The 24,991-nt window shown below is 60.2% G+C and carries 24 protein-coding genes; 13 read left to right on the top strand and 11 right to left on the bottom strand.

Features of this window, described 5'->3' with window-relative positions; translation table 11 throughout:
• Positions 1-140 precede the first annotated feature (140 nt).
• Entirely contained in the window at positions 141-1,058 is a 918-nt protein-coding gene (locus QKE52_RS01645; protein ID WP_175973079.1) for a DUF3710 domain-containing protein, read from the bottom strand.
• 39 nt (positions 1,059-1,097) lie between these two features.
• On the bottom strand, positions 1,098-1,574 hold the full coding sequence (gene dut, locus QKE52_RS01640) for a dUTP diphosphatase (RefSeq protein ID WP_175973081.1): 477 nt from the start codon (positions 1,572-1,574) through the stop codon (positions 1,098-1,100).
• A gap of 124 nt (positions 1,575-1,698) precedes the next feature.
• On the opposite strand from dut, the gene QKE52_RS01635 reads away from it, so the two are divergent.
• On the top strand, positions 1,699-2,235 hold the full coding sequence (locus QKE52_RS01635; RefSeq protein WP_046648178.1) for a DUF3093 domain-containing protein: 537 nt from the start codon (positions 1,699-1,701) through the stop codon (positions 2,233-2,235).
• 44 nt (positions 2,236-2,279) lie between these two features.
• Here QKE52_RS01635 and QKE52_RS01630 read toward each other — a convergent pair whose 3' ends face one another.
• The gene (locus QKE52_RS01630; RefSeq protein ID WP_046648179.1) at positions 2,280-2,570 is read right to left on the bottom strand and encodes a DUF4193 domain-containing protein; all 291 of its coding nucleotides are present in this window, start codon (positions 2,568-2,570) and stop codon (positions 2,280-2,282) included.
• Between the two features lie 321 nt (positions 2,571-2,891).
• On the opposite strand from QKE52_RS01630, the gene ppgK reads away from it, so the two are divergent.
• The 3 genes from ppgK to QKE52_RS01615 all read left to right on the top strand — a co-directional run bounded on the left by ppgK (position 2,892) and on the right by QKE52_RS01615 (position 5,798).
• A complete protein-coding gene (ppgK, locus tag QKE52_RS01625) occupies positions 2,892-3,689 on the top strand; it encodes a polyphosphate--glucose phosphotransferase (RefSeq protein ID WP_046648180.1) in 798 nt (265 codons plus the stop codon).
• Positions 3,690-3,891: 202 nt separating this feature from the next.
• The gene (locus QKE52_RS01620) at positions 3,892-5,364 is read left to right on the top strand and encodes an RNA polymerase sigma factor (RefSeq protein ID WP_070513148.1); all 1,473 of its coding nucleotides are present in this window, start codon (positions 3,892-3,894) and stop codon (positions 5,362-5,364) included.
• Positions 5,365-5,471: 107 nt separating this feature from the next.
• Positions 5,472-5,798 (top strand): hypothetical protein, encoded by a 327-nt coding sequence (locus tag QKE52_RS01615; protein WP_070821292.1) that lies wholly within the window; start codon positions 5,472-5,474, stop codon positions 5,796-5,798.
• Between the two features lie 146 nt (positions 5,799-5,944).
• Here QKE52_RS01615 and dhaM read toward each other — a convergent pair whose 3' ends face one another.
• From dhaM to QKE52_RS01580, 7 genes are all read right to left on the bottom strand, one after another.
• A complete protein-coding gene (gene dhaM, locus QKE52_RS01610) occupies positions 5,945-6,655 on the bottom strand; it encodes a dihydroxyacetone kinase phosphoryl donor subunit DhaM (protein ID WP_347947931.1) in 711 nt (236 codons plus the stop codon).
• Positions 6,656-6,658: 3 nt separating this feature from the next.
• A complete protein-coding gene (gene dhaL, locus QKE52_RS01605; RefSeq protein WP_070513139.1) occupies positions 6,659-7,324 on the bottom strand; it encodes a dihydroxyacetone kinase subunit DhaL in 666 nt (221 codons plus the stop codon).
• Positions 7,325-7,334: 10 nt separating this feature from the next.
• Positions 7,335-8,336 (bottom strand): dihydroxyacetone kinase subunit DhaK, encoded by a 1,002-nt coding sequence (gene dhaK, locus QKE52_RS01600; protein WP_070513136.1) that lies wholly within the window; start codon positions 8,334-8,336, stop codon positions 7,335-7,337.
• A 124-nt stretch (positions 8,337-8,460) separates the two neighbouring features.
• Entirely contained in the window at positions 8,461-10,059 is a 1,599-nt protein-coding gene (locus QKE52_RS01595; protein ID WP_347947929.1) for an MFS transporter, read from the bottom strand.
• A gap of 32 nt (positions 10,060-10,091) precedes the next feature.
• Positions 10,092-10,538: a DUF2871 domain-containing protein gene (locus QKE52_RS01590; protein ID WP_046648191.1), complete on the bottom strand. Its 447-nt coding sequence runs from the start codon at positions 10,536-10,538 to the stop codon at positions 10,092-10,094.
• Positions 10,539-10,700: 162 nt separating this feature from the next.
• Complete coding sequence (locus QKE52_RS01585) at positions 10,701-12,491, bottom strand: DEAD/DEAH box helicase (RefSeq protein WP_347947927.1); 1,791 nt, start codon at positions 12,489-12,491, stop codon at positions 10,701-10,703.
• Between the two features lie 102 nt (positions 12,492-12,593).
• Positions 12,594-12,845, bottom strand: coding sequence for a DUF3039 domain-containing protein (locus tag QKE52_RS01580; protein ID WP_046648196.1), 252 nt, complete (start codon positions 12,843-12,845; stop codon positions 12,594-12,596).
• A 48-nt stretch (positions 12,846-12,893) separates the two neighbouring features.
• On the opposite strand from QKE52_RS01580, the gene QKE52_RS01575 reads away from it, so the two are divergent.
• The 6 genes from QKE52_RS01575 (at position 12,894) to galE (ending at position 18,629) form a co-directional block, all read left to right on the top strand.
• The gene (locus QKE52_RS01575) at positions 12,894-13,355 is read left to right on the top strand and encodes a DUF3099 domain-containing protein (protein ID WP_141759832.1); all 462 of its coding nucleotides are present in this window, start codon (positions 12,894-12,896) and stop codon (positions 13,353-13,355) included.
• 78 nt (positions 13,356-13,433) lie between these two features.
• Positions 13,434-14,975 carry a methyltransferase gene (locus QKE52_RS01570; protein ID WP_347947989.1) on the top strand — a complete coding sequence of 514 codons (1,542 nt, stop codon included), beginning with the start codon at positions 13,434-13,436 and terminating at the stop codon, positions 14,973-14,975.
• 86 nt (positions 14,976-15,061) lie between these two features.
• The gene (dtd, locus tag QKE52_RS01565; RefSeq protein ID WP_070753998.1) at positions 15,062-15,538 is read left to right on the top strand and encodes a D-aminoacyl-tRNA deacylase; all 477 of its coding nucleotides are present in this window, start codon (positions 15,062-15,064) and stop codon (positions 15,536-15,538) included.
• A gap of 139 nt (positions 15,539-15,677) precedes the next feature.
• Positions 15,678-16,673 carry a sigma-70 family RNA polymerase sigma factor gene (locus QKE52_RS01560; RefSeq protein ID WP_046648202.1) on the top strand — a complete coding sequence of 332 codons (996 nt, stop codon included), beginning with the start codon at positions 15,678-15,680 and terminating at the stop codon, positions 16,671-16,673.
• A gap of 287 nt (positions 16,674-16,960) precedes the next feature.
• Positions 16,961-17,641 carry a metal-dependent transcriptional regulator gene (locus tag QKE52_RS01555; RefSeq protein WP_046648203.1) on the top strand — a complete coding sequence of 227 codons (681 nt, stop codon included), beginning with the start codon at positions 16,961-16,963 and terminating at the stop codon, positions 17,639-17,641.
• A gap of 4 nt (positions 17,642-17,645) precedes the next feature.
• Positions 17,646-18,629 carry a UDP-glucose 4-epimerase GalE gene (galE, locus tag QKE52_RS01550; RefSeq protein WP_293778430.1) on the top strand — a complete coding sequence of 328 codons (984 nt, stop codon included), beginning with the start codon at positions 17,646-17,648 and terminating at the stop codon, positions 18,627-18,629.
• On the opposite strand, the gene QKE52_RS01545 is transcribed toward galE, so the two are convergent.
• A complete protein-coding gene (locus QKE52_RS01545; protein WP_070516897.1) occupies positions 18,586-19,734 on the bottom strand; it encodes a DUF4192 domain-containing protein in 1,149 nt (382 codons plus the stop codon). The two genes, galE and QKE52_RS01545, sit on opposite strands and share 44 nt — an antisense overlap.
• A gap of 335 nt (positions 19,735-20,069) precedes the next feature.
• Here QKE52_RS01545 and QKE52_RS01540 point away from each other — a divergent pair, with 335 nt between their 5' ends.
• From QKE52_RS01540 to QKE52_RS01530, 3 genes are all read left to right on the top strand, one after another.
• Complete coding sequence (locus tag QKE52_RS01540) at positions 20,070-21,089, top strand: PAC2 family protein (RefSeq protein ID WP_070513116.1); 1,020 nt, start codon at positions 20,070-20,072, stop codon at positions 21,087-21,089.
• Between the two features lie 99 nt (positions 21,090-21,188).
• Entirely contained in the window at positions 21,189-23,762 is a 2,574-nt protein-coding gene (locus tag QKE52_RS01535; RefSeq protein WP_347947926.1) for a DUF3516 domain-containing protein, read from the top strand.
• Between the two features lie 82 nt (positions 23,763-23,844).
• Positions 23,845-24,969, top strand: coding sequence for a PTS sugar transporter subunit IIC (locus tag QKE52_RS01530; protein WP_347947924.1), 1,125 nt, complete (start codon positions 23,845-23,847; stop codon positions 24,967-24,969).
• Positions 24,970-24,991: the final 22 nt, after the last annotated feature.

Raw genomic sequence — 24,991 nt, 5'->3', positions numbered from 1 at the left:
GCGCGCTCGGCGCTATCGTGGTCATGCGCAGACGCCGGGGTGCGGTAAGGCTCGCGCTCTTCGGGAGTAGGGCTGGTCACGTGCTTAAGGGGTCCTTTTCGGTAGTGCCGGAGGGGTCTGGACCGGCAGGCTGAAGTGCGCTACTTGTTCTCGTTGTCTTCGAGGTCGCGCAACTGCTCGCGGGCCTGGGACTCCGCGGTCTTCTCTGTATCCGTGGCCGTGTCCGCTGCCGCTGCACTATCCGCGCTGTCTGCCTGCGCGGCCTGCTGCTGGCGCTCCTTCAGCGCCTGCTGAACTTGCTCAGCCAGCTGCTGCGGAAGCGTGACAGGCAGGGAGCTGCCAGCCAGGATGGGATCCTCACCGCGGTAGACAAAGGTGCGGGCAACGACTTCGCGCCCTAGCTGCGCCAATTCCACTTCCTTGCCGGCAGGTGCGGCCAGGGTCAGGCGGTACATCCACCGCGGCCCCTCTACACCAATGATGCGTATGCCGCCTTTCTCGCTGCTGCCAACGATCTCAGAACCCCACGGGCCATCCTCCGGGTGGGCAGCGAAACCATCGGCTTCCAAGCCTTTGATGATGTCCTCCGCAGACTCCGCCCACTGCCCCGGCGTGCGCGGCGCGGCAAAGGCCACTGGGGTCATACGGCCGTGTGGGGTGAGAATGTGGAGCATGCGCGGGCCTTCCTGACCCATCTCCACTTGGACCTGTGAGCCCTTCGGCAGCGGGATGCGCAGTGAGCCCAGATCCAACAGGCCTACGGAGAAGTCCTCAAAGTTAAACTCAGCGATGTCGACATTATCGCCATCGTAAGGACCCATGTCGCCGTTGATGGCATCGTGAGCCACCGCCTTCACGGCTAGAGAAGCCTGAGCATCATCTTCATCCTCACGGACAAGACCAGCGGTTGGCTCGGGGTCAGCCTCAGCGGCGCCGTCATTTGCGTTCTCCGCTGCCGGGTTCACTGTGGTGGTGTCCTCGGCCACGGCCTCGGCAGCCGCCTCATCCTGGTGGACGGCAGAGTTCTTCTTCTTTTTTCCAAAAGGCCACATCGCCATTGTTTACGCCTTCCTCATTCCGTGTCTGCTTTGTTGAACTTAGTTAACGCCGGTTGATCCATACCCGCCGTCGCCACGAGCGGTGTCATCAAGTTCCTCGACTTCCTGGAAGCCCACCAGCTCCACGCGTTGGACAATCAACTGCGCGATACGCATTCCCCGCGTGACCTCAAAGGTCTCCTCTGGGTCGTGATTAATGAGGCATACTTTAATCTCACCGCGATACTCGGCGTCAATGGTGCCGGGGGTATTCACGACGGAAATGCCGTGCTTGGCCGCCAGGCCCGAGCGCGGGTGGACCAAGCCTACCGTGCCCATCGGCAGGGCAAGGGCAATGCCCGTACCGACAAGAGCGCGCTCGCCGGGCCGCAAAATAACGTCGTGAGCAGCGTAGAGATCCGCGCCCGCATCGCCGCCGTGAGCGCGATGCGGCATCGGAAGCTCCTTATCAAGGCGCTTGACCTGAATGTCGCCGAAGGGACTAACTGGATCTACGAGAGGGTGTTGCTCATTCACGCGGCCCAGCCTACCTTGTCCCCTCCATCCCCAACCGTCAGGGCCGGAAGCCGCGTCGGCCTGGCAGCCGCGCCTACTCTGCGTGTTGGGCTCTCCCCTTCCCCGACGGCTAGACTCGAAGGTCATGACTTCGAGTTCTTCGTCTGCTTCTCCCTCGGCACCAGCCGCTTCCCCAGTGATCCTCTACCGTGAGCGCCAATGGGTGCCGTGGTACTGGTGGCTGATGGCGGCCTTTGTTGTAGCGATCTCCACCGCCACAGTCAGCCTCAACCGTGGAATCATGTGGGTCATCGTCCCCGCCATCCTGCTCAGTGCCATCGCCGCGTGGGTCCTACTGACATGGTCCAACACGGTGGTGCAGGTGGAACAGGATGCCGACGGCACACGGTGGCTCACCGTCAAGGACGCGCAGCTGCCGAACGATGTTGTCGCCCGCAGTACCGCGGTGCCGGCCACTGCACGCCGCAACGCGCTCGGTCCACAGCTCGATCCGGCTGCCTTCCTCGTCACACACGGCTGGGTACCCGAACACGTCATGCTCGTCCTCGATGACCCCGAAGATCCAACGCCCTACTGGCTCATCGGATCCACCAACCCCGAAAAACTCCTCGCAGCCTTTGTCCCCGAGCAGGCCGCAGCAGCTACAAGGCGCAGCAATTAAGGCTTGAATTAAGGCCTCAGCCACGCCTCGGTGAAACTGGCCTGTTAGGCGCAGTCCATGCAGACTGGCTCGCCGTCCTCTTCATGGTCAAGGCGCTTGTTGGACTGCACCAAGAAACATACAGAGCAGGTGAACTCGTTTTCTTTGCGCGGAACGACGGTGACGTTGAGCTCTTCACCGGTCAGGTCCACTGACGGCGGTTCGAAGGCCTCGACGATTTCTCCATCGTCATCCATGCCATTGTTGTCGTTTTCAGCCGCCTTCAGGCCCTCGAGGGAATCGGCCTCGAGGTCGTCTTCAGCGCGGCGACGCGGTGCGTCATAATCCGTGGCCATAATGCTTGCCCCTGTGAGTCAGATCGATAGGTATGTGTATTTATCGACGGCATCCTAAACCAGACTGGCCTCTGTGTCACACTCGCCCCGCCGTGGGGGCACCAAACCCTGCACTATCCTACCCCCTATTACGCCTCCTTCACCCCTGTGACCTGCTAATTCCAGCCCTTTAGCGAGCCGCGAAGATTTCGTCACAATGTGCACCTACCTCCAGCTCAAGGAGCACGTCACGCACCGGACACCGCAGGGCATTACCGACGCTACCCTTTTCATCGCTGAGATCGTGCCGCATCATCGCGCGAGTGCACATAGACTGTCGGTATGACCGCCCATGAATCACAGCACCAGGACACGAAACCGAGCCCGCAGCACGAAGGCCACGCCTTCGGCATCGATGTTGGAGGCTCTGGCATCAAGGGTGCCGAGGTCGACCTCGCAACGGGAGAGTTCGTTGGTGACCGCCTCAAGATTGCTACTCCCCAGCCCGCAACGCCGGACGCCGTCGCCAAGGTGATTGCCCAGATCATCGAAGAGAAGAACTGGGACGGTCCCGTCGGCATTACCATGCCAGCGGTGGTAAAGGACCAGGTAATCCGCAGCGCGGCAAACATTGATAAATCCTGGATCGGCACGGATGCACAGGAATTGTTGAGCTCATACCTCGACGTTCCTTTTACCGTGCTTAACGACGCCGACGCGGCCGGCCTCGCCGAGGTGGCTTATGGCGACGAGATTGCGCGCTCCGGCCCCGTCATCTTCCTCACTTTGGGCACTGGTATTGGTTCCGCTTTCCTGCTAGATGGCCAGCTTTTCCCCAATACGGAGATTGGGCACCTCATCGTTGGCGAGAAGGAGGCGGAGCACCAAGCTTCTTCAGCCGTCAAGGACCGCGAGGGGCTCAAAACCAAGCAGTGGGCGAAGCGCGTCAACCGAGTGCTCCACGAGTATGAGGCCCTGTTTAACCCTTCAGCCTTCGTCATCGGCGGAGGAATTTCCCGCAAGTTTGACAAGTGGGGAGAGCACCTCCGCATTGAAACGCCGGTCGTTGCAGCTCAGCTTCGTAATCGCGCCGGTATAGTAGGCGCAGCCATGGCAGCACAAGAAGGTATTCGCCCATAAGGCAACCGGGGGCCAGCATTTCCGAGTTGACCCCAGTCACCGCCTAGTGCAAGAAATGATCTATACTGGGCTGTCGATTATCCAATATCCAGCGGCGCGCCTCCCCTGCTCATCTCGGAGGCGAGCTAGCATCGGGGACTAGTCGCGACTAACTTGCGCGTCCCCATAGTTTCCACTCAGAGAGCAAGTCGAAAGGGCGTACGTGGCAGCCACTGATTCTTCAGACCAGGTACTCGGCGCGGGCGAGAGCACCTCCGAGGCATCTGCACCTGCACAGAAGACCGCCAAAAAGACGGCAAAAAAGACCGCTAAGAAAACGGCCAAGAAAACCGCGAAAAAGACAGCCAAAAAGACAGCCAAGAAAACGGCTAAAAAGACGGCCAAGAAGGCAACAAAGAAGACCACCCGCAAGTCTGCACAAAAGGCCACAAAAAAGGCGGCCAAGAAGACTGTGCGTAAGTCAGCAGCCACAAAGGCAACGTCGCCTGAAGCTGCCAAGTCTTCCGAGGATCTCGCCGAGGATCAGACCGACGAGTTGGACGCCGACACCACTGACGATGCCGATATCGATTTCGATCCGGACAACGCCGAGATGGATGATGAAGACGAGTTCGGCGACGACGATGATGACCTCGAGGGCGACGACGCTGATGAGGACGAGGACGATGGTTCCTCGGTCTGGGACGAGGATGAGTCCGCAGCCCTGCGCCAAGCCCGCAAAGATGCGGAGCTGACCGCGTCGGCAGACTCTGTCCGCGCCTACCTGAAGCAAATCGGTAAGGTCGCCCTGCTCAATGCCGAGCAAGAGGTCTCCCTCGCCAAGCGAATCGAGGCTGGCCTCTACGCTCAGTACCGCATGGATGAGATGGAAAAGGCCCGTGCCGAAGGCGACAAGGCCGCCAAGCTTTCCCCCATGGAAAAGCGTGACATGCGTGCCATCGCTCGTGATGGCCGCAAGGCGAAGAACCACCTTCTCGAGGCAAACCTGCGTCTCGTGGTGTCCTTGGCCAAGCGCTACACCGGCCGCGGCATGGCCTTCTTGGATCTCATCCAGGAGGGCAACTTGGGTCTCATCCGTGCTGTTGAGAAGTTTGACTACACCAAGGGCTACAAGTTCTCCACGTATGCCACCTGGTGGATCCGTCAGGCTATTACCCGCGCGATGGCAGACCAAGCACGCACCATCCGCATTCCTGTGCACATGGTCGAGGTCATCAACAAGCTGGGCCGCATCCAGCGAGAGCTGCTGCAGGATTTGGGCCGCGAGCCCACGCCGCTGGAGCTGGCGAAGGAAATGGACATCACCGAGGAAAAGGTGCTGGAAATCCAGCAGTACGCTCGTGAACCCATCTCCTTGGACCAGACCATCGGTGATGAGGGTGACTCCCAGCTGGGTGACTTCATCGAGGACTCCGAGGCTGTCATTGCTGTCGACGCGGTCTCCTTCACCTTGCTGCAAGACCAGCTGCAGGACGTGCTCACGACCCTGTCTGAACGTGAAGCCGGCGTGGTTCGCCTGCGCTTCGGCCTCACCGATGGCATGCCGCGCACTTTAGACGAAATCGGCCAAGTCTATGGTGTCACCCGCGAACGTATTCGCCAGATCGAGTCCAAGACCATGTCCAAGCTGCGCCACCCTTCGCGCTCCCAGGTGCTGCGAGACTATCTCGACTAAGCCCGCGGACACGACAATGGCGGCGAGGAAAGATTTCCTCGCCGCCACTTTTCTTTCTGTATGTTCCAGGGCTCTGGGGTTCCTAGCGGCTCTAGGGATTGAGTCCCATGACCACCATCATGGCCATGGGAACGAACGGTGCGATACAACTCCAACAGAATCCGATGATCATCCCGGACACTGTGATGCCGGTTCGCCTATGCTCCGGGCTTCGCCCTGATCCGAGGATGAGCGCCACGATCCCCAGCCCCACCGCGCACCAACCGGTAAAGATCGTCAGCATCGACGACAAGAATCCCACTGCACCCCACAAGAGCGTCAGCACGATGATGACGAGTGGCGGAAGCACCGCCAGCCCCAGTACCCACGGCGCGAGGGGATTCGGCGTGGAAGGGTGTTCTATCGGAGACGTGTACGACCCCGCAGAGGAGTAAGGGGAAGTATTCGGATAAGCCTGTACGTAATCGGGCTGGTTCATGGATTCCCCGCTTTCAAGAGAACTCAACTAGGACGCTGCCTTTTACCCTATTCGAAGGCAGTGGGAGCGTCCTTCCGTACGGGGGACAGTGCCCGCACGCTTCTAACCGTCGAGCCCCAGCTCGATGGCCGTGGCAATCCGGTCGATGACTTCCTTATCGGAGATATCTCCGCTAATGGTCACCGATGCGCCCTGGCAAACACCGAGCGACATCAGCATCATCGCGGAGTCTGCCTCTACTGCCTCACCGTTATAGGTAAGGACGATATCGCCCTCTGCTTCAGCCGCCATTTCAGCGATCTTGGACGCGGGACGAGCATGTAGTCCTGCTTCATCGGCAATGGTCACAGTCAGCGAGTATCGATGTGGATCTTCCTCTTGGTCTTGCTCGCGCACAGTCCCGGGATCAGCAGGCTGCTGAGGAGTGAAAGCCTCGATAGCTCGTCTAGCGGCGTCAGCAACTGCCCCCAGATCATCGCCTTGCTGGGCGGCGGTTGCCGCAGCGATAGTGGCCTCGACCAGTGGGGCATCAACGAACAGTGCTTGCTCTTCGTCCAGAAACTCCAGAACCGATTCGACGGTCATCGTTGCCGAGCCCAAGTCCGTGAGCACAACAACGCTGAGACCTTGACCTATGGCGTGGCTGATAGCGCCTTCGATGAAGTCATAGGACGTTCCGATACTGCCGTCTTCCAAGCCACCTGCAGGAAGGATGGTGACATCGGCGGCCATCTGGGCGGCGAGCTCAGCCAATCCTTCTGCGAGCTTCGCGGAATGCGAAACGAGAACGAGTCCAACGCGCGGCTGTGCCATGCTCTACGCCCCCTTCCCAGTAGTGTCGGCGGCGTCAGCAGCCGCAGCGAGGAAAAGCGCCGAGGAGGCGGCACCCGGATCCTTGTGCCCGGCAGAACGCTCGCCCAGGTAGGAAGCGCGTCCCTTAGTCGCAACCATCGGGATAGTAGCGTCCGCGCCGGCTGCGGCCGCGTCGGCAGCCGCGCGCAAGACCTCGGCGGGGCTCTGTGCGGCATCGGCGGCGTCGCGGGCAGCGCGCGCCGCTGGCGCCCAAGCATCGACCATGGTCTTCTCCCCTTCCGTTGCTTTGCCGCGGGTCATGATTCCCTCGAGGGCGGCCTCAATAAGCGCAGCCGTCGTAGAAGCATCAATGTCACCGGTGCCGGCGGCCTTCGCCGCACGCAAGAAGGCGGTGCCCAACAATGGGCCGGAGGCTCCGCCGACGGTGGACATGAGAGTCTTCGCGGTTAGTTTGAGTACATCAGCGACCGTTGAGTCATCCGAAGAGATATCCGCAGCAACCTTGTCGACGACGGCGCGGAAACCACGGTCGACGTTTTCTCCATGGTCGCTATCGCCGATGGCACGGTCGAGCTCGATGAGCTCCTCACGGTGTTCACGCGCGGCTTCGGCACAGCTTTTCATCCATTCCTGTGCCCACGCGCTTGAAAGAGTTTCAGAATTCGTCATAGTTAGATTGTTACATTCCTTGGCGTAGTGCGGAGGTGTGGCAGGGAGCGTCGAAAAGCGCGAGATCCTCGTCGTCCGCTCGCATGACGGTAACAGAGCACCCAGCCATGTCCAGGCTGGTGACGAAGTTACCCACGAGGGAGCGCTCAATGGCGATGCCAGCCTGCTGGAGACGCTGGGCCACGCGGCGGTAGACCACGTACAGCTCAGAGGCCGGGGTGGCGCCCATGCCATTGACGACGACGATGGTGCGCTCCCCCTCGCTCAGCTTAAGATCTGCCAAGACGGGGTCGAGTAGGTGATCAGTAACGTCATCGGCAGAAACCAGTGGAATTTCCTTGCGGCCCGGCTCGCCATGGATACCCACGCCGAGTTCGACTTCGTCTTCCCCAAGGTCGAAGGAGGGCTTGCCCACGTGCGGCACCGTGCAGGCGCTCAGTGCCGCGCCCATGGTCGCGGTATTCTCCACTACCTTCTTAGCCACCGCTGTCACCGCAGCAAGATCATCGCCGCGCTCGGCTGCGGCACCTGCCAGCTTCTCTACCAACAAGGTTCCTGCCACGCCGCGGCGTCCGGCGGTAAACGTAGAATCCTCCACCGCGACATCATCGTCGACGATGACCTGGCTGACCTCAATATCATCGAAGTCAGCCAGCTCGGCTGCCGTATCAAAGTTGAGAACATCGCCGGTATAGTTCTTGACGATGTAAAGAACGCCCGCCCCAGCACTTACCGCTTCGGTGGCTGCTTGGATTGCATCCGGTGTAGGCGACGTAAACATGGCGCCCGGCACCGCCGCGTCCAGCATGCCGTAACCAACGAAACCCGCGTGCAAAGGCTCGTGCCCAGAACCACCACCGGAGACAATAGCCACCTTGCCGTGTTCTTTCTTCTGTGCGCGGGCAACAAACAGCGGTTCCGTGTTGCGAGTCACAATGTCACCGTGGGCTAACGCGAAGCCTTCTACTGATTCGGCTACTACGTTGTCCGGCGAGTTGACGAGCTTTTTCATCATCCATCTCCTTAGGTTGTCTTTGGCCTAGAGCACTCTTCTCACAATGCTGCCGAGCCTACCCTTCGCTGCTGGATGTTTCGCTGAAACCGTTGCGCCAACACCGTGGGCTACGCCCCCTTGCTTAGCCCTGCGCTGCTTTGCGGACCTGCAACGCACCAATAAAACCGAGCCCTAAGAACGCAACTGCGGTCAGCAATGACCAACGCGCTGCATCACTCATACCGTCGCTGAGTGCTCGGACCAACACGGCAGTCTCCTCTCCGAAGGGACTGGCGGCACCCTGCGCACGCAGCCCAGCGATACTCGACCCAGCCGATTGACGCGCTGCTTCCGCTATTCCTTCCGCAGCCGGACCATCGAAGCCAATGGTATTAAGCGCCTTCGGCAGAGACAGCGCTAGCGAGACGGAAAAGACCGAACCGGAAATCGCGGTTCCCAGGGAAGAACCAATTTGACGAACTGTGCTCTGTGTCGCGGAAGCTTGGCCTGAGTTTTCCACGGGGATGTCACGCAAGACGGTTCCGGTTAACTGCGCAGAAGCGAATCCTAGGCCCACTCCATAGATCACAAGCGGCAGCGCGATGAGCCATCCGCTGGTGTCGGGACCGAGAATTAACGCGAGTATAAGAGCTCCGACGACCTCGAGGCTCAGGCCGATGAGTACGGTGCCAGGGGCGCCGAAGCGCCCAGCGACGTGGCGTGCGGCTGCACCTGAAATGAAGGCTCCGACGGCCATCGCCGCGAGCACAAGGCCGGCAGACATTACGCTTAAGCCCAACGCATTAATGAGATATAACGGCAAGACGAAGATGATGGCGAACTCCCCGATGGCTACCGCACCGGCGGTGGTATTTCCCCACGAGAACGTCGGATAGGAAAATAGCCCCAAGTCCAAGAGTGCGGAGCGCTGAACCTTTTCGCGGTGCTTCTCCCAACGGATAAACAAAGTGAATCCGACCGCGGCGATGAGCAGCGCCACCGGCACAGCGGATACCGACGCGGTGGTAGGCCACGTCCACCCGAACACAGTCAGCTCCGCTTGCGGTGTCCACCAGCCAAGGCTGGGCCCCTCGATGACAGCGAAAACAAGGGCCCCAAAGGCAATCGCGCTCAGCTGCGCGCCGTCGACGTCGACTCCAGGGCGAGTCTCTGGGTTGCGGGTTTCCCGGACGGTAAGGACAGCTCCACCGGCCACGAAAAGGCCGATGGGGACGTTGACCAGAAAGATCCAGTGCCAGGACACCCACTGAGTAAGCGCGCCGCCGGCTAAAGGGCCTACGGCAGCAGCGCCTGAGATGACGGCGCCCCACACGCCGAATGCGGCTGCACGATACTTCCCGCGGAATACGGCGTTCACGGTGGACAGGGTGGAGGGCATGATAAAAGCCGCGCCCACTGCCTGCACGGCACGTGCCGAGATGAGAATTCCCGCTGTTTCGGAGAAACCAGCCCACACGCTGCCTGCTACGAATACGGCGAGGCCGAGAAGGAAAGCTCGTTTGCGGCCCCAACTATCCGCGATCTTTCCGGTTGATAGCAACAGCGCGGCAAGCACTACCGCGTAGAGGCTGTTGACCCACTGTGCCTGGGTGATATCCAGGTTGAGGTCCGTGATGATGGCGGGCAATGCCACGCCGACGATAGTGCCATCAAGAACAATGACACCCAGCCCTACCGATAAAACCGCAAGGCTAATCCAGTCACGGCGGGTCGGTGCCACCGTGCTGGATTCTGTTGTAGCCGCGGGCATAGCTAGGCGCTCACAGAAGTTGCGGCGGCAGGGTTAGCGGGCTCGTTCAATGCGCGGCCAAGTGCGACGAGGAAGAGTGCCAGCCCCACCGTGATGAAGATGTGTCCGAGGCCGGCGATTCCGGCGATCATCGCGGTCGATTCCTCCCCCAGCACAGTTAAGCTACCGTGCCAGATGAGCATTCCAACGGTAAGCACAACGCCAATGTTGTAGAACCAGAAAAAGGAGTTAAAAAGCTTCTTGTTGCGGGACACGGCGAAGACCTTGTCCACCACAAGGAAGATGAGGAACATCATGAACCCCAGCGCCAAGAGGTGGGTGTGGGCCACTCCTAGCTGGGTGAACTGTCCCTCCGGGAAATCGTTCGCGCGCGTGAACTCGCGGTAGAACACGCCGGCGCTCAACCCCATGACAAGGTAGAAGATGGCTGCTCTATAGAGGGACTGCATTGTGTGTTCCTTCCTAGCCACGCTGCTGTGGCGATTGCGTCGAGGATGGTGATTGGTCTTTAGACCATCTGCTATCCATCCTGCTTCGCGCTCACAGCGTTTCCATCGCGTAGCCGGTTGAGTTTCTCATCAACCAACTAGTTGATAGCGCGGCCGCGCCGGCTACCACTTGCGCAGGTAATCGATGCGCTCCCGCAGCTGCTCGGCGTCGCACAACGCAGTCGGCGGGCCACCGCAGGCCTTGCGGGCTTCTGTGTGGATGGCTCCATGCGGGCGCCCGGTGCGTTGGGCGGTAATAGACACCACCGTGTTGAGTTCTTTGCGCAGCGCGGAAATCTCATCCACCACACCTGGCTGGGAACCAGCACCGCTTGCCGACGCCTCTGACCCACGCTTGGGTGCATGTGGGGTGCCGTAGAGCTTGCGGCGTTGTTCCTCTGCTGCTTCCGCAGCCCGGCGCGCCTTCTCTTCTGCCTCGCGGCGGTCCAACTCTTCGGACTGCTTTTTGCGCAGGAGGTCCTTGACCTGGTCGGCGTCGAGAAGCCCGGGGATTCCGAGGAAGTCTTCCTCTTCGTCCGTGATATTGCCCGTCGTGAACTGCGAGCCGTTATAAAGCAGCCCGGAAAACTCTGCCTCCGCTCCGAGGGACTCGTAGGAAGGCTCGAGCATATCGGGCTCGGTCTTCTTCTGGTTAGCGTCCTCCAGAAGCTCGTCGTCCCAGCCTTCCTTGTCGGGGTTCTTCTCCCCTCCCAGGACGTGGTCGCGCTGCTTTTCCATGTTCTCGGCAAGGCCCAAGAGCACCGGCACGGAGGGCAGGAAGACGGAGGCCGTCTCGCCGGGCATGCGGGAGCGCACGAAACGCCCGATGGCCTGAGCGAAAAACAGCGGGGTCGAGGCAGAGGTGGCGTACACGCCCACGGCGAGGCGGGGAACGTCGACGCCCTCCGACACCATGCGCACGGCCACCATCCACTCGTCGGTGGATTCAGAGAACTCCGCAATGCGCGCGGAGGAGCCTGGGTCATCGGAGAGGATGACGGAGACTGGAGTATTGGAGATCTGCTTGAGGATCTTGGCGTAGGCGCGCGCGGTTGTCGTGTCGGTAGCAAGTACCAGACCGCCGGCATCCGGCATGTTGCGGCGCATCTGCATCAGCCGCGTGTGCGCCGCCTGCAAGACGGTGGGGATCCACTCGCCTTTCGGGTCGAGGGCCGTGCGCCAGGCGCGGGCTGTCTGCTCCGGATTGAGGATATCGCCGAGACGGGCCGCATGTTCCTCACCGGCGCTGTCGCGCCAGCGGGATTCGCCGGAGTAGCTGAGGAAGACCACGGGGCGCACGACACCGTCGGCAAGCGCATCGCCATAGCCATACGTGTGATCAGAGCGGGATACGAGGTGGCCTTCCCCGTCCTCCTCATAGCGCACGAAGGGGATCTGCGAGTCATCGGAGCGGAAGGGCGTACCAGTCAGTGCGAGGCGGTGCTCCGCATCATCATAGGCTTCCCGCACGCCATCGCCCCAGCTCTTGGCATCTCCGGCGTGGTGAATCTCATCAAGGATCACCAGGGTGCGCCGCGCTGAGGCAACCGCGCGGTGCTTGTACGGGTGCATGCCCACCTGCGCATAGGTCACCACGACACCGTCCATCGCGGGGTTGACTCCCGAGGAGTTTGTGAACTTGGGGTCAAGCGCTAGCCCTACGCGGGAGGCGGATTCCGACCACTGCACTTTGAGGTGCTCGGTGGGCACCACCACGATGACGCGCTCTACGGTGCGGTCCGCCATGAGCTCTGTGGCTACCCGCAGGGCGAAGGTGGTCTTACCTGCGCCTGGCGTTGCCACCGCCATGAAATCCTTCGGCTTGGTGGCTAGGAACTTATCCAAAGCCGCGCGTTGCCATACGCGCAGCGAACCGTTATTGGCAAATCTCTGTGCTGGAGTCTGAGTAGACACGGTCAGCGACTTTCCCCCTCTAGTTATCCCAACATCCCGCTCTTGTGAAGTTTTTCGTACGCTTCGGTTTACGCCGACGCAGGATGAGCGTCGACGTCAGACTTAACGGCGGCGCAAGCTCTTATATATGCGCTCGCAGTCTGGGCACACGGGTGAGCCGGGCTTCGCTTGCTTGGTCACCGGGAAGGTCTCTCCACACAGGGCAACGACGTACTTGCCGTTGACCGCGGAATCGAGGATCTGGTTCTTCTTCACGTAGTGGAAGAACTTCGGGGTGTCGTCGTTGGTCGACGTATCCTCGCGGACATCAGGGCGTTCAATAGTCTTAGTCGTCGTACTCACGCCCCCTATCATGCCGCATCGGTATCGAAGTTGGCGAGTCCTGCAGCTACGCTAGTAGGCATGACCCCTTCGAACTCGCGCGATAACCCCCGCCATACCCCACGTTCAGGGCAGCGGCGCGGGCGCGGATTCGGCCGCGAGACGCACCTCATCACGACTGCCAAGCTCGCCCCCGGTCAAGACCGGCATCGCCGCGAGATCATCTACTCAATACTGCAGTTTTTGCGCGTTCCATCCCTCCTGATAGCCGGGGCCATGGTTTATGTTTGGCAGTGGTGGATCCCCGCTGCCCTCGTCGTGGCCGTCACCTTCCCACTGCCCTGGATCGCTGTGGTCATTGGCAATGGTCGGGGTCAAAAGAAAGACAAGCGCGAGAAGGCTGTTTATAAGCCCGCTATGGCCCGGCAAATGGCGCAGGCCCAGCGCGAGCAACTGACAAGCCGGTCCCATGGAGCGCTTCCCGGCGCGCCGTCATCACACGACGATACGGCGAAGCAAAACACCATCGACCACGAAGACTAGACATTTACCGTTTACCTCCCGAAGCAATGTAAGGACACTTTTGTGAGCACACAACAGCCTTCTCCTTTTGGCCCGGAGATGAACCCAGAGCACCCCGTCGCGGATGTCGCGGCCGACCTCGCCCGTGTCTTTGCTGACGCGGGATTCACCGCGGACGGCATCGCGGGACACTTAGGGCCGGAGTACACCGAAGCCCTACATCGCGGGGAGCCCGAGGCCGTGGCGCTGGGTGCTAGCGGCGACTCCCGTCTCGACCGCCTCATCCGCATCTTTGTGTTGCACGAGCACGTGCCGGCCACGCTGCTTTCCGACGTCCTCGGTGCCCGCCTAGCCACCCAATTGCTTGACAGCGGTGTCGCGCTTACCGACGATCACGGCACTGTCTACGTGGCATACGACATTCGGCCGCACGTCATCGTGGGCAAGAATCGCGTGGTGTTTTCCGATGTTGATGCTTCCCTCGTGGACCACGTTCCTGGTCCCGAGCACGTCTTGGGTGTCGGCTCTGCCAGCCTTTCCCTACTTCATTCGACTCCCACTACTCCGGTGTCATCGGTGCTGGATCTGGGCACAGGCTCTGGCGTGCAGGTCCTGGGGCAGCTGGATTCTGCAGAGCGCATCGTCGCTACTGATGTCCATGAGCGAGCCCTCGAGCTCGCCCGCGCTACCGTTGCTGCAGCGGACGCAAAGGAACGGGTCGAACTGCGCCAGGGTTCGTGGTTCGAGCCGGTACAACACGAGCGCTTCGACCGCATCGTGGCCAATCCTCCATTCGTGGTGGGCCTTCCTGAGGTCGGCCATGTGTACCGAGATTCCGGACTCAACCTCGATGGTGCTAGTGAGCTCGTGGTGTCCCAAGCCGTGGAACACCTCACCCCTGGAGGAACCGCGCACGTGCTCGCCGCGTGGGTTCATCAAGGCGAGGAGTCCTGGCAACAGCGGGTTGCCTCGTGGTTACCGGACACCGGTGTAGCCGCATGGATCATTCAACGCGACGTGGCAGATCCTGCCCTGTATGTGTCCACCTGGTTAAGCGATGAGTCCGTGGATGTTCGTAGCCCTGAGGGAAGGGAGCGTTCGCGCCGTTGGCTCGAGCACTTCCGCGACCATGAGGTCACCGGCATTGGGTTTGGTTTCGTAGCCATCCAGCGTATTGGGGACGACGAGCCCTCGGACATTCTGGCGGAGACAATGTCACAGCCGCTCATTGATCCACTCGGACCAGAAGTAGAAGAGTATTTTGCGCGCGTCGAATGGCTGCGCGCTTTGGTGCCGGGAGAACTGGAGACCAAGCACGTTCAGCTGCGCCCCAGTGTTACTCGGGAGGACGTGGCCCTGCCAGATGCTGAGCTTGGCATGGGCTTTGAGCGCGCAGCGCTCCGATTGAGCCGGACCGACGGTCCGCGCTGGCAGCATGATGTCGACGAGCACCTCGCGGCTATCGTCGCCGGGCTTAATCCGCATGGGTTGAGCATCGGCGAAACCATCGAGCTTTACGCCGCCGCACAAGGCTTTGATGAGACCGCACTGGTGAGTGCTGCGCTTCCTGCCATCGTGGATCTCATCCGCCATGGTCTGCTGATCCCCACGGAGCTGCTAGCTTTTAGCAACACCGAGTAGACCAAGTAGTTCGCGTTAGCTGTATCCCCAGGAGCCTCATTGCGTACTGAAAACTTCTCCACAAGAAAGGTTGTGTATCCCCGTCCATGCGTGCTGTTCTCACCCGCGTTTCTGAAGCTTCCGTCACGGTAGAAGGCGACGTTGTCGGTTCCATCAGCTGTCCCGACACCGGCGGCATCCTAGCGCTCATTGGTGTATCTCGTGACGATGTCACGGCAGGCGCCGAAGCTGGTCCTGCCGACGGGCCATCCTTGGAGGAGCGGATGGACACGATGGCACGCAAGATCGCCGAGCTGCGCATTCTCGAGGGCGAAACCAGCGTGGTTGACAGTGGAGCTCCAGTGCTAGTGGTAAGCCAGTTCACTCTCTACGGGCGAACGGCGAAGGGCCGCCGGCCATCGTGGTCAGATGCCGCACCCGGGGACGCGGCGGAACCGGTGATCCAAGGGGTTGTCGCTCGCCTGCGGAAGCGCGGGATCACCGTGGAGGAAGGTCGCTTCGGAGCCATGATGCAGGTCTCCTCCGTCAATGAGGGGCCGTTTACCGTGCTCGTTGAGGTGTAGCCTCGGCGCGCCTCCCCCAAAATGGCCTAAAACCCACCTCGCAGACCGGGATGCGTGAACTTTTTTCAAACCGTGGGAACTATCTGCGCCGAAGGTCCGTTGTAGGAGATGAACCAAGCCGCAACTTAGGAGGCATGAGATGGCCACATCATCCGCTGCTAGCGTCCAGGACGAGGACGGACAGGAAGTTGACCGCGGCTCACGCCGTAACCAGACTAATGACAATCCCTCCGCGGACTTGGTCCGCGTTTACCTCAACGGAATCGGCAAGACTGCGCTGCTGAGCGCCGAAGACGAGGTTGAGCTTGCACAGGCAATCGAGGTGGGCCTGTACGCCGAGTACAAGCTCGCCAATGCCGAAAAGCTGACCCGCGCCGAGAAGCGCGACCTCAAGATTCTCGCCCGCGAAGGCAAGAAGGCACGCTCCCACCTCCTCGAGGCTAACCTGCGCCTCGTGGTCTCCCTGGCTAAGCGTTATACCGGCCGCGGCATGCCGCTGCTGGACCTCATCCAGGAAGGAAACCTGGGCCTGATTCGCGCAATGGAGAAGTTTGACTATGCCAAGGGCTTCAAGTTCTCCACGTACGCCACGTGGTGGATCCGCCAGGCCATTACCCGCGGCATGGCTGACCAGTCCCGCACCATCCGCCTCCCGGTGCACCTGGTAGAGCAGGTCAATAAGCTTTCCCGCATCAAGCGCGAGATGTATCAGTCCTTGGGCCGCGAGGCTACGAATGAGGAGCTGGCCGAGGAATCCGGCATCGAAGAGTCCAAGATCGAAATGCTGCTGCGCCAGTCTCGCGATCCCGTCTCCCTGGATATGCCTGTGGGCACCGATGAAGAAGCACCGTTGGGTGACTTCATTGAGGATGCCGAGGCAACCGATGCGGAAACCGCCGTGGTGGCATCCATGCGCCACTCTGATATCCGCTCCGTCATCGGCTCCCTCGAGGAGCGTGAGCAGGATGTCATCCGCCTGCGCTATGGCTTGGACGACGGTGTTCCGCGCACCCTCGATCAGATTGGACGCAAGTTCGGTCTCTCCCGCGAGCGTGTTCGCCAGATTGAGCGCGAGGTCATGGCCAAGCTGCGGGAGGGCAACCGCGCCGATCGTCTCCGCGAATACGCGCTTTAAGTTCTGTTTCATAGCTTGGCGCTAGCCATCGAGGTTCATCCCTCCTGCCCACCTAAATTGTTGGCTGGGCTCGGGGAGGTCGATGCTCGGTGGCTTTCGTCATTTCTCGAGGGCCGTGAATCTCTTTGTCCATATCTTCCTATTCACCCCGCGCAGCGTGCAGCGCTGCGTGCGCTAAGCCCTGAAAAAATACGCTATTGTTTAAGATATTCTCTTAATACACTCCTATTACCGCGCCTAAACCTATGTGGCTACGGACCGCCGACAACGCAGAAAGGTAAGCCCACGTGAGGGATCTAGTTGACACCACGGAAATGTATCTGCGAACCATTTATGAGCTCGAAGAGGAAGGAATTACCCCACTGCGTGCTCGCATTGCAGAGCGCCTAGAGCAATCTGGGCCGACTGTGTCCCAGACTGTGGCTCGCATGGAGCGCGATGGCCTGCTCCACGTGCGCACGGACCGCAGCCTCGACCTCACCCAGCAAGGTCGCGAACTGGCCACCAATGTCATGCGCAAGCACCGCCTCGCTGAGCGCTTGCTCACGGACGTCCTGGGCCTCGATATTCACAAGGTTCATGATGAGGCCTGCCGTTGGGAGCACGTCATGAGCGAAGAGGTAGAGAAGCGAGTCATAGCCGTTCTTGAGGATTCTTCCCGCTCCCCCTTCGGCAACCCCATCCCAGGTTTGGCGCAGCTTGGCATGACCCCCGCGGAACTCGACCTGGGGACTCGCGCCATCGATCTTCCCACCGGGCAAAAGACTGCAGCCACCATCGTCCAGATCAACGAGGTTTTGCAGGCGGATAACTCGACTTTCCACGAGCTTTACTCGTGCGGTATTCAGGTTGGTTCGAAGGTTACCGTGGTCAATGAAAGCGGAACGATTACGCTGACCACGGAGTCGGGCCACACCGTCGAGCTTGTCGACGACCTCGCGCACGCTATCCGAGTCAAGGAGGACTAAGGCGATGAAGCTACTTGTTACTGGCGGTGCCGGCTATGTCGGCAGCGTGTGCGCGGCCGTCCTCGTGGAGAAGGGGCACGACGTCACCATCATCGATAACTTTTCCACCGGCAACCGCGAAGCTATCCCAGAGCAGGCCCGCCTCGTCGAGGGTGACGTGGCCGATGTAGCTCGTGAAGTGCTATCTGAAGGAGGCTTCGACGGCGTTGTGCATTTTGCCGCTCGCTCCCTCGTTGGCGAATCCGTTGAGGCTCCGGCTGACTATTGGCAGCACAATGTCGTCACGACGCTGCAGTTGCTCAACGCCATGCGCGAATTCGGCGTCACCAACCTTGTGTTTTCTTCGACCGCGGCAACGTACGGCGAGCCTGCACAGGTTCCGATCACAGAGACGATGCCTACGAAGCCGACGAATCCTTATGGCGCATCCAAGCTCGCAATCGACTACATGATCACCTCATATGCCCAGGCCTACGGCTTGGGGGCGACGTCGTTGCGCTACTTTAACGTCGCCGGTGCCTACGGCAGCATTGGCGAGAACCGCGAGGTGGAAACCCACCTCATTCCGCTTGTATTGCAGGTAGCACTTGGCCATCGCGACAAGATCTTCATTTTCGGCGATGACTACGACACTGCCGACGGCACCGCCGTCCGCGATTACATCCACATCCGTGACCTGGCCGACGCTCATGTGCTCGCGCTTGAAAGCAACGCTGCGGGTACACACCGCATCTATAACCTCGGCTCCGGAGACGGTTACTCTGTCAAGCAGGTCATTGAGGCCTGCCGCGAAGTCACCGGACACCCCATCCCCGCTGAGCTGGCGCCCCGCCGCGCAGGAGATCCCGCAACCCTCGTGGCCTCCTCGGACAAGATTAAGTCCGAGCTCGGATGGGATCCGAGCCGCACCGACTTGACCACCATCGTGACGGATGCGTGGAACTTTACCCGGCAGCTCGGCGAGCGGGCGCACTCCGCTCAGCGTTAGCATCACCCTCCTGGGCCGCATCCCCTACCGCGTTGTCAAAAGCTTTGCGCGCGCCCGTGTGGATCGAAGCGCGTATCTTTTCGTGCAACCCGTGGCGATAAGCCTGGCACAACAACGATCCTAAGCGGTGACTAGGGAACTCTTCCGTGACGAGCTGCAGTGCCGGTCCAGCCAGGATGTCCCACTCCTGTTCCATGTGTGCCAGGGCAAACAGGGTCAGAGCATTCGCCCGTAATTCTTCGCCGAATGTGCGCGCTGCTGCTAGGAGAAGGTACGCACCGGTTTCGCCAGCCTCCGCGCAGATGCCCACCACGAGGTCGCGCGTCCACGTCGTCGACAGCCACACGGCGCATGATGCCAACAGCTCTACATCTTCTTCGGCTTCCTCCACAGACGCCACCTGGTGAAGCGCCCACTGAGCATCATCCACAAAGTGCTCAAGGAGTTCCTTGCGCTTCTTCCCTTTCGCCGCGGCCACCTGGGCGCGAAACTGAGTCGCGGTATCGCGTGCTTGCCGGCTCAGGGCTTCGGCTTCGGCAGAATCGAGGTGTGGGTTTCCCGGCGCGAAAATGGCAAAGAATTCTTCCCTATTGAGCTCTGGAACAACATTGTGATTGACGCAGGAGCGCATCGAGGAGGCGTCGGTAAGCGCCGGTATAGTGCCTTCTACCCACTTTTTCATCGGCCCGCTCCCATCTGCGTTGACGGTTCCGTGCAACAGAACGTAGGGCTCATGTTTGGTGATTTCCTTGGCGTACCAGGCCGCGTCAATCTCCAACCCGTCACAGGAACGATCCAGGCCGTAGAGCCAGTGGGTCACCTCCCGCAATTCAGTAAGCGGGCGCTGCGAAATGAGGAAGGCGAAGACGCCTTCGCGGGCATTCTCTGCCAGCATCGCCGCGATGTCTGGCAGGGCTCCGGCGGCATCGGGGATATCGACGCGGGCGAGCGGACCCATGGCCGGGCCGCGCGGGGTGGTGTCAATGGCCATGAATACCACCGATTCGGTGGGATAGAAGCCAAGGAGTCCGGGGATGTTAGCAAGGAGATGACCAGGTGTCGTAATCGGTGGGGTGTTATCTGTGTGCGTTGAGAATGTGCTCATACTTGTACCCTGAACCAGGGCTGCCACAGGACGCTAGGGGGATCACGCCACACACGGAGAATCTGTGGATAACTAGTCCGGACTGGTCTGCAATCCGAGGGAAAGAGCCAAGTTATTCACACCCACCAACTCGACATGCTGGCACAACGGATGGCCATGTGGCATGCTTGAACGATCATCACCAGTGCCCATGATCAATCCCAGCTCGGCTTGGCAAGGAACGCACAATCGCAGCTGGGAATAGGTAGTAGCCCTACAGCGTTGCAAGGCACAGAACGCTGATTAGGTCCGTACGCTTCTAAAGAAGCGCACGGATAGAAGGAGGAGTCACAATCATGCAGGAAGAACAGGGCCGCATGTATGAGCTGGAGTATCCCGCACCAGTGGTCAAGGACGATTCCGCCCCAGGCAATGGCCCTACGATGATCGTGGCCATGAATGGCTATGCCGATGCGGGCCAGGCCGTCGAAGCCAGTGCTGATCACCTCAAAGCCGCGTTGGAGAACCGCCAGCTGGCTTCGTTTAATAATGACGAGCTTATTGACTACCGCTCTCGCCGCCCCGCCGTCACCATTGACCACGACCGCACGGTAGAAATTGAGAACACCGATCTGGGCATCAAGGTGCTCCGGGATAACTCCGGCACACCTTTCCTGCTGCTTTCTGGACCGGAACCGGACTTGCGCTGGGAGGCATTTACGGACGCGGTGGTGAACTTGGTGGAAAAGTTCGATATCAAGAACACCATCATGCTGTACTCGGCCCCTATGCCGGTGCCGCACACCCGCCCCACCGTGGTCACGGCGCACGGCAATGAGCCGGAGCTCCTTAACTCCATGGTGCGCATGGAATCCACCATGATGGTCCCGGGCGCCGCCGCCCTGTATATTGAGCGAGCCTTGGATAAGAAGGGCCGCCGCGTTGCTGGATACACCGCTCATGTTCCGCACTACCTTGCGGCGTCTCCTTACCCGGCCGCCACGCTACGGCTGTTAGATTCGGTCGCCTCGGCGGTTGACCTCAACATTCCGCTGGGCAGCCTGGAAGCGGACGTTGCTCGCATCAACCAGCAGTTGGAGGAGCAGGTTACCGATTCTGAGGAGATCGCTGGCGTCGTACGTCAGCTAGAAGAGCAGTACGATGCCTACATGGAGCGCTACCGCTCCCGCCACCCGCAGGCCATCATGCCAGGTGAGGAGCACATGCCCACTGGCGAGGAGATCGGTGCGGACTTTGAGGCCTTTCTTGCTGGCCTCGATGACAGCTCGGACATCCTGTCCGAAGATATCGATGACCGCGAAGACAACTACGGCCGCGATGAAGGCCCCGGCTTAGACATGGATGACGACGTCTAAGCATATCTTGCCCAGCCGCACAATTAGAGGCAGGGCAGTGAAGTTGGGGCGCAGGGCCGACGCTCTGGTTAATAGAGCTTTTCGCCTAAGGTGGGACGGGTGAACCTTTCTCAGATGTTGCCCGATCTCGCCGAAGTCCCCGAGTCGATGGTTGATGAGGCCATCTGGGACACATTTTTGTCCTGGACTTCCGGCCGCGGTATCTCGCTTTACCCGGCGCAGGAAGAGGCCTCCCTTGGTGTTCTCGCCGGGGATAACGTCATCTTGGCCACCCCCACCGGATCTGGTAAGTCCATGGTGGCCAACGCCGCCCACTTCACTGCTTTAGCACGCGGCCAGCGCAGCTTCTACACCGCTCCCATCAAGGCCTTGGTGAGCGAAAAGTTCTTCGCTCTCTGCGAGATTTTCGGCCCCGAGAACGTCGGCATGATGACCGGCGATGCCACGGTCAATGGCTCCGCCCCGATTATCGCCGCCACCGCTGAGATCGTGGCCAATATTGCGCTACGCGATGGCGCAGAAGCCGCCATCGATCAAGTGATCATGGACGAGTTCCACTACTACTCCGAACCCGATCGCGGCTGGGCCTGGCAGGTACCGCTCCTGGAGCTACCGAAGGCCCAGTTCCTGCTCATGTCCGCCACCCTGGGTGATACCGCCTGGCTGGAGAAGGATTTGACGGAGCGTACCGGCCGCACGACGACTCTGGTAGCGGGAACAACTCGCCCAGTGCCCCTCGACTTCTCTTATGTCTTTTCCGCGGTCCACGAAACAATCGAAGAATTGCTCGCCGATGGCAAAGCCCCTGTCTATGTCGTCCACTTCTCCCAACGCGAAGCCTCAGAGCGTGCGCAGGCGCTCACTTCGCTGTCGAAGATCATCACCGCAGAGGAGAAGGAGGCCATTGCCGCGGAGCTCGCGGGCTTCCGCTTCACCACGACGTTTGGCAAAGACCTCTCTAAGCTTCTGCGTAAGGGAATCGGTGTCCACCACGCTGGCATGCTGCCGAAGTACCGGCGCTTGGTTGAGCGCCTGGCCCAGAAGGGCCTTCTCAAGATTATTTGCGGCACCGATACTTTGGGTGTGGGCATCAACGTCCCCATCCGTACAGTGCTGATGACGGGTTTGGCCAAGTATGACGGGACCCGCCAGCGCATTCTGAAATCCCGTGAGTTTCACCAGATTGCCGGCCGCGCTGGCCGCGCCGGTTATGACACGGAAGGCACCGTCGTAGTGCAGGCGCCGGAGTATGAGATTGAGAACGCCAAAGCGCGGCGCCGTGTGGGCGATGACCCGGCCCGCCTCAAGAAGCTGAAGAAGAAGTCTGCGCGCGACGGTGAAGTGTCGTGGTCGGAGCAGACTTACGCCCGGCTTATCGACGCCGAGCCGGAGCAATTGACGTCCCAGTTCCGAGTGTCCAACTCCATGTTGCTCAACGTGCTCGCCCGCCACGGCAACGGCTACGAGCACCTTAAGCACCTGCTCCGCACGAGCCACAACACGCGCGCCCGCCAGAACGAGGACATCCTCACAGCGTTGAGTCTGTTCCGAGGCCTCCTCAATTCGGGCGTGGTGCAAAAGTCTACGAAGGGGCTCGATATCTACGGCCGCCCCTACCACGTGGTCCGTGAGATGCCGCGCGATTTCGCCCTCAACCAGCCTTTAGGCCCCTTCGCGCTAGCGGCACTCACCTTGCTGGATCCCGAGTCCGAGACCTATGCCCTCGATGTCATCTCTGTCTTTGAATCGGTGCTGGATGATCCACGCCAGGTGCTTATTGCTCAACAGAAGCAGCGGCGCGGTGAGGAGATAGCAGCTCTCAAAGCGGAGGGCGTGGACTATACCGAGCGCATGGCCATCGTGGAAGACATCACGTGGCCAAAGCCCCTGGAAGAACTCCTCGAACAATCCTATGAGACCTTCTGCCAGACCAACCCATGGGCTAAGGAGTTCGAGCTGCGGCCTAAGTCTGTAGTGCGCGACATGCTGGAGAGCGCCATGACTTTTTCCGATCTCGTCGCCACCTACGGTCTTGCCCGCTCGGAAGGCGTCATTTTGCGCTACCTGACGGATGCCTGGCGCACGCTCAAGCAGTCGATTCCCGCGGAGTTCCTCACAGAAGAACTCGAGGACATCATCGTCTGGCTCGGGGAGCTTATCCGCCAAGTAGATTCTTCGCTTGTCGACGAGTGGGCTGAGATGGCTGGCGAGGACTCCCCCATTTCCCAGGAGGATTTGGACCGCGAGTTGGCCTTTGGAGTTGAGGATCCCACTGCCTTGACCGCGAATCAGCGGGCTTTCAGCATCATGGTGCGCAACTACTTCTTCCGCCTTGCTCAGCTCTTTGCCTTGGAGAAGGAAGAGCGCTTGGCAAACCTATTGGATTACTTGGAGGAGATCCCCGACTTCGGCCGCGCCCTCGATGACTACTTCGATGATTACGATGACATCGACACTGGGCCAGCGGCTAGGGGGCAGGAATATTTTGTCTTGGATAAGGGTGACACGGGCTCGGGCGCTCGTGGAGTTGGCGGCTCGCGGTCGTGGACCGTGCGTCAGATCCTTAAGGACCCAGAGGGTGATAACTCCTATCAGCTCGTTGGCATCGTAGATCTCGATGCCTCCGATGAAGCCGGGGAAGTACGGCTTTCTGAGCTGCGCGTGGAGTACTAGGGCGCATAAGCAGGGACTATTAATACCCCCTTTTCTGAATTAATATTTTCCGTTCATCGCATATTATTCGTATGATTGGAGAATGAGCACGGCACAACAGATAGACGAACGCAAGCTTTCCCCAATTCCTCACGCCAGCGCAGCCCCCGCGGCCGAGCGCCTCACACCCGGTTCCTTCACCATGAAGGTCCTCAACGGCATCTCCATCGCCGTCGTGGTGTCGCTGGTTCCGCAAGCTCTACTGGGCGAACTGGCCAAGGCTCTGCTGCCCTTCTGGTCTGGCGCCGCCACCGTCATGGCCCTCACCGGTTTGGCCGCTAGCCTTTTGCCCGTCATGATCGGTGTCCTCATTGGCATCGAATTCAAGATGACACCCATCCAAACCGCCGCGGTGGGTATTGCCTCCTTCTGCGGCTCCGGCGTGGCCACAGTGAATCCCGAGGGCGGCTTCTTCCTCAAAGGTACTGGCCTTGTGATTAACTCAGGACTTACCGCAGCCATCGCGGTGGGACTGCTTCTTTTCATCGGCGATAAACTCAAGAACTACTCAATCTTGCTGCTCTCCACCATTGTGACTCTGGTCGCGGGCACGATTGGATGGGTAGTCACTTACCCCGTTGTTAAGGTCTTCACCCTGTGGTTGGGCAACTTGGTCAACGGCGCAACCACTTTGCAGCCGGTCCTTATGGGCGTGGTCCTCGCTATCCTCTTCGCCATCATGATTGTCTCCCCAGTCTCCACCGTTGGCATTGCCACTGCCATCTTCATTGACGGTGTTGCCTCCGGTACCGCCAACCTGGGTGCCGTGGCCGCCGGATTTACCGTTCTGGTTGCTGGTTGGCGCGTCAACGGCTTCGCCACCTCCATCCTGCACGTCCTCGGTTCCCCCAAGGTGCAGATGGCCAATATGCTGTCCAAGCCAGTGACCTTCCTCCCGGTACTTTGTTCCGCGGCAGTTTTGGGCGGGGTCGGCGGCGCCCTAGGGATTTCCGGTACCCCGATTTCCGCCGGTTTCGGCATCTCCGGCCTGATGGGCCCCTTGGCCGCCCTCAACTACGAAGGCTGGGGCTGGAGCGCTGGCAACGTAATGATTATCACCTTTGTCTACCTCGTCCTGCCGCTCGCCCTTGCGCTGCTCTTTTGCTGGCTCTTCGAGAAGGTCCTGCATCTCACCAAATCTGAATACTTTTCTCTCGATTTCACATAGCCACGTGGGGAGTACAGTGGGT

It is taken from the genome of Corynebacterium sp. c25Ua_47 (assembly GCF_039907205.1).
Classification (GTDB): domain Bacteria; phylum Actinomycetota; class Actinomycetes; order Mycobacteriales; family Mycobacteriaceae; genus Corynebacterium; species Corynebacterium hiratae.
Note: the sequence above shows the minus strand (reverse complement) of the source record. Positions and strands in the feature narration are given on the sequence as shown.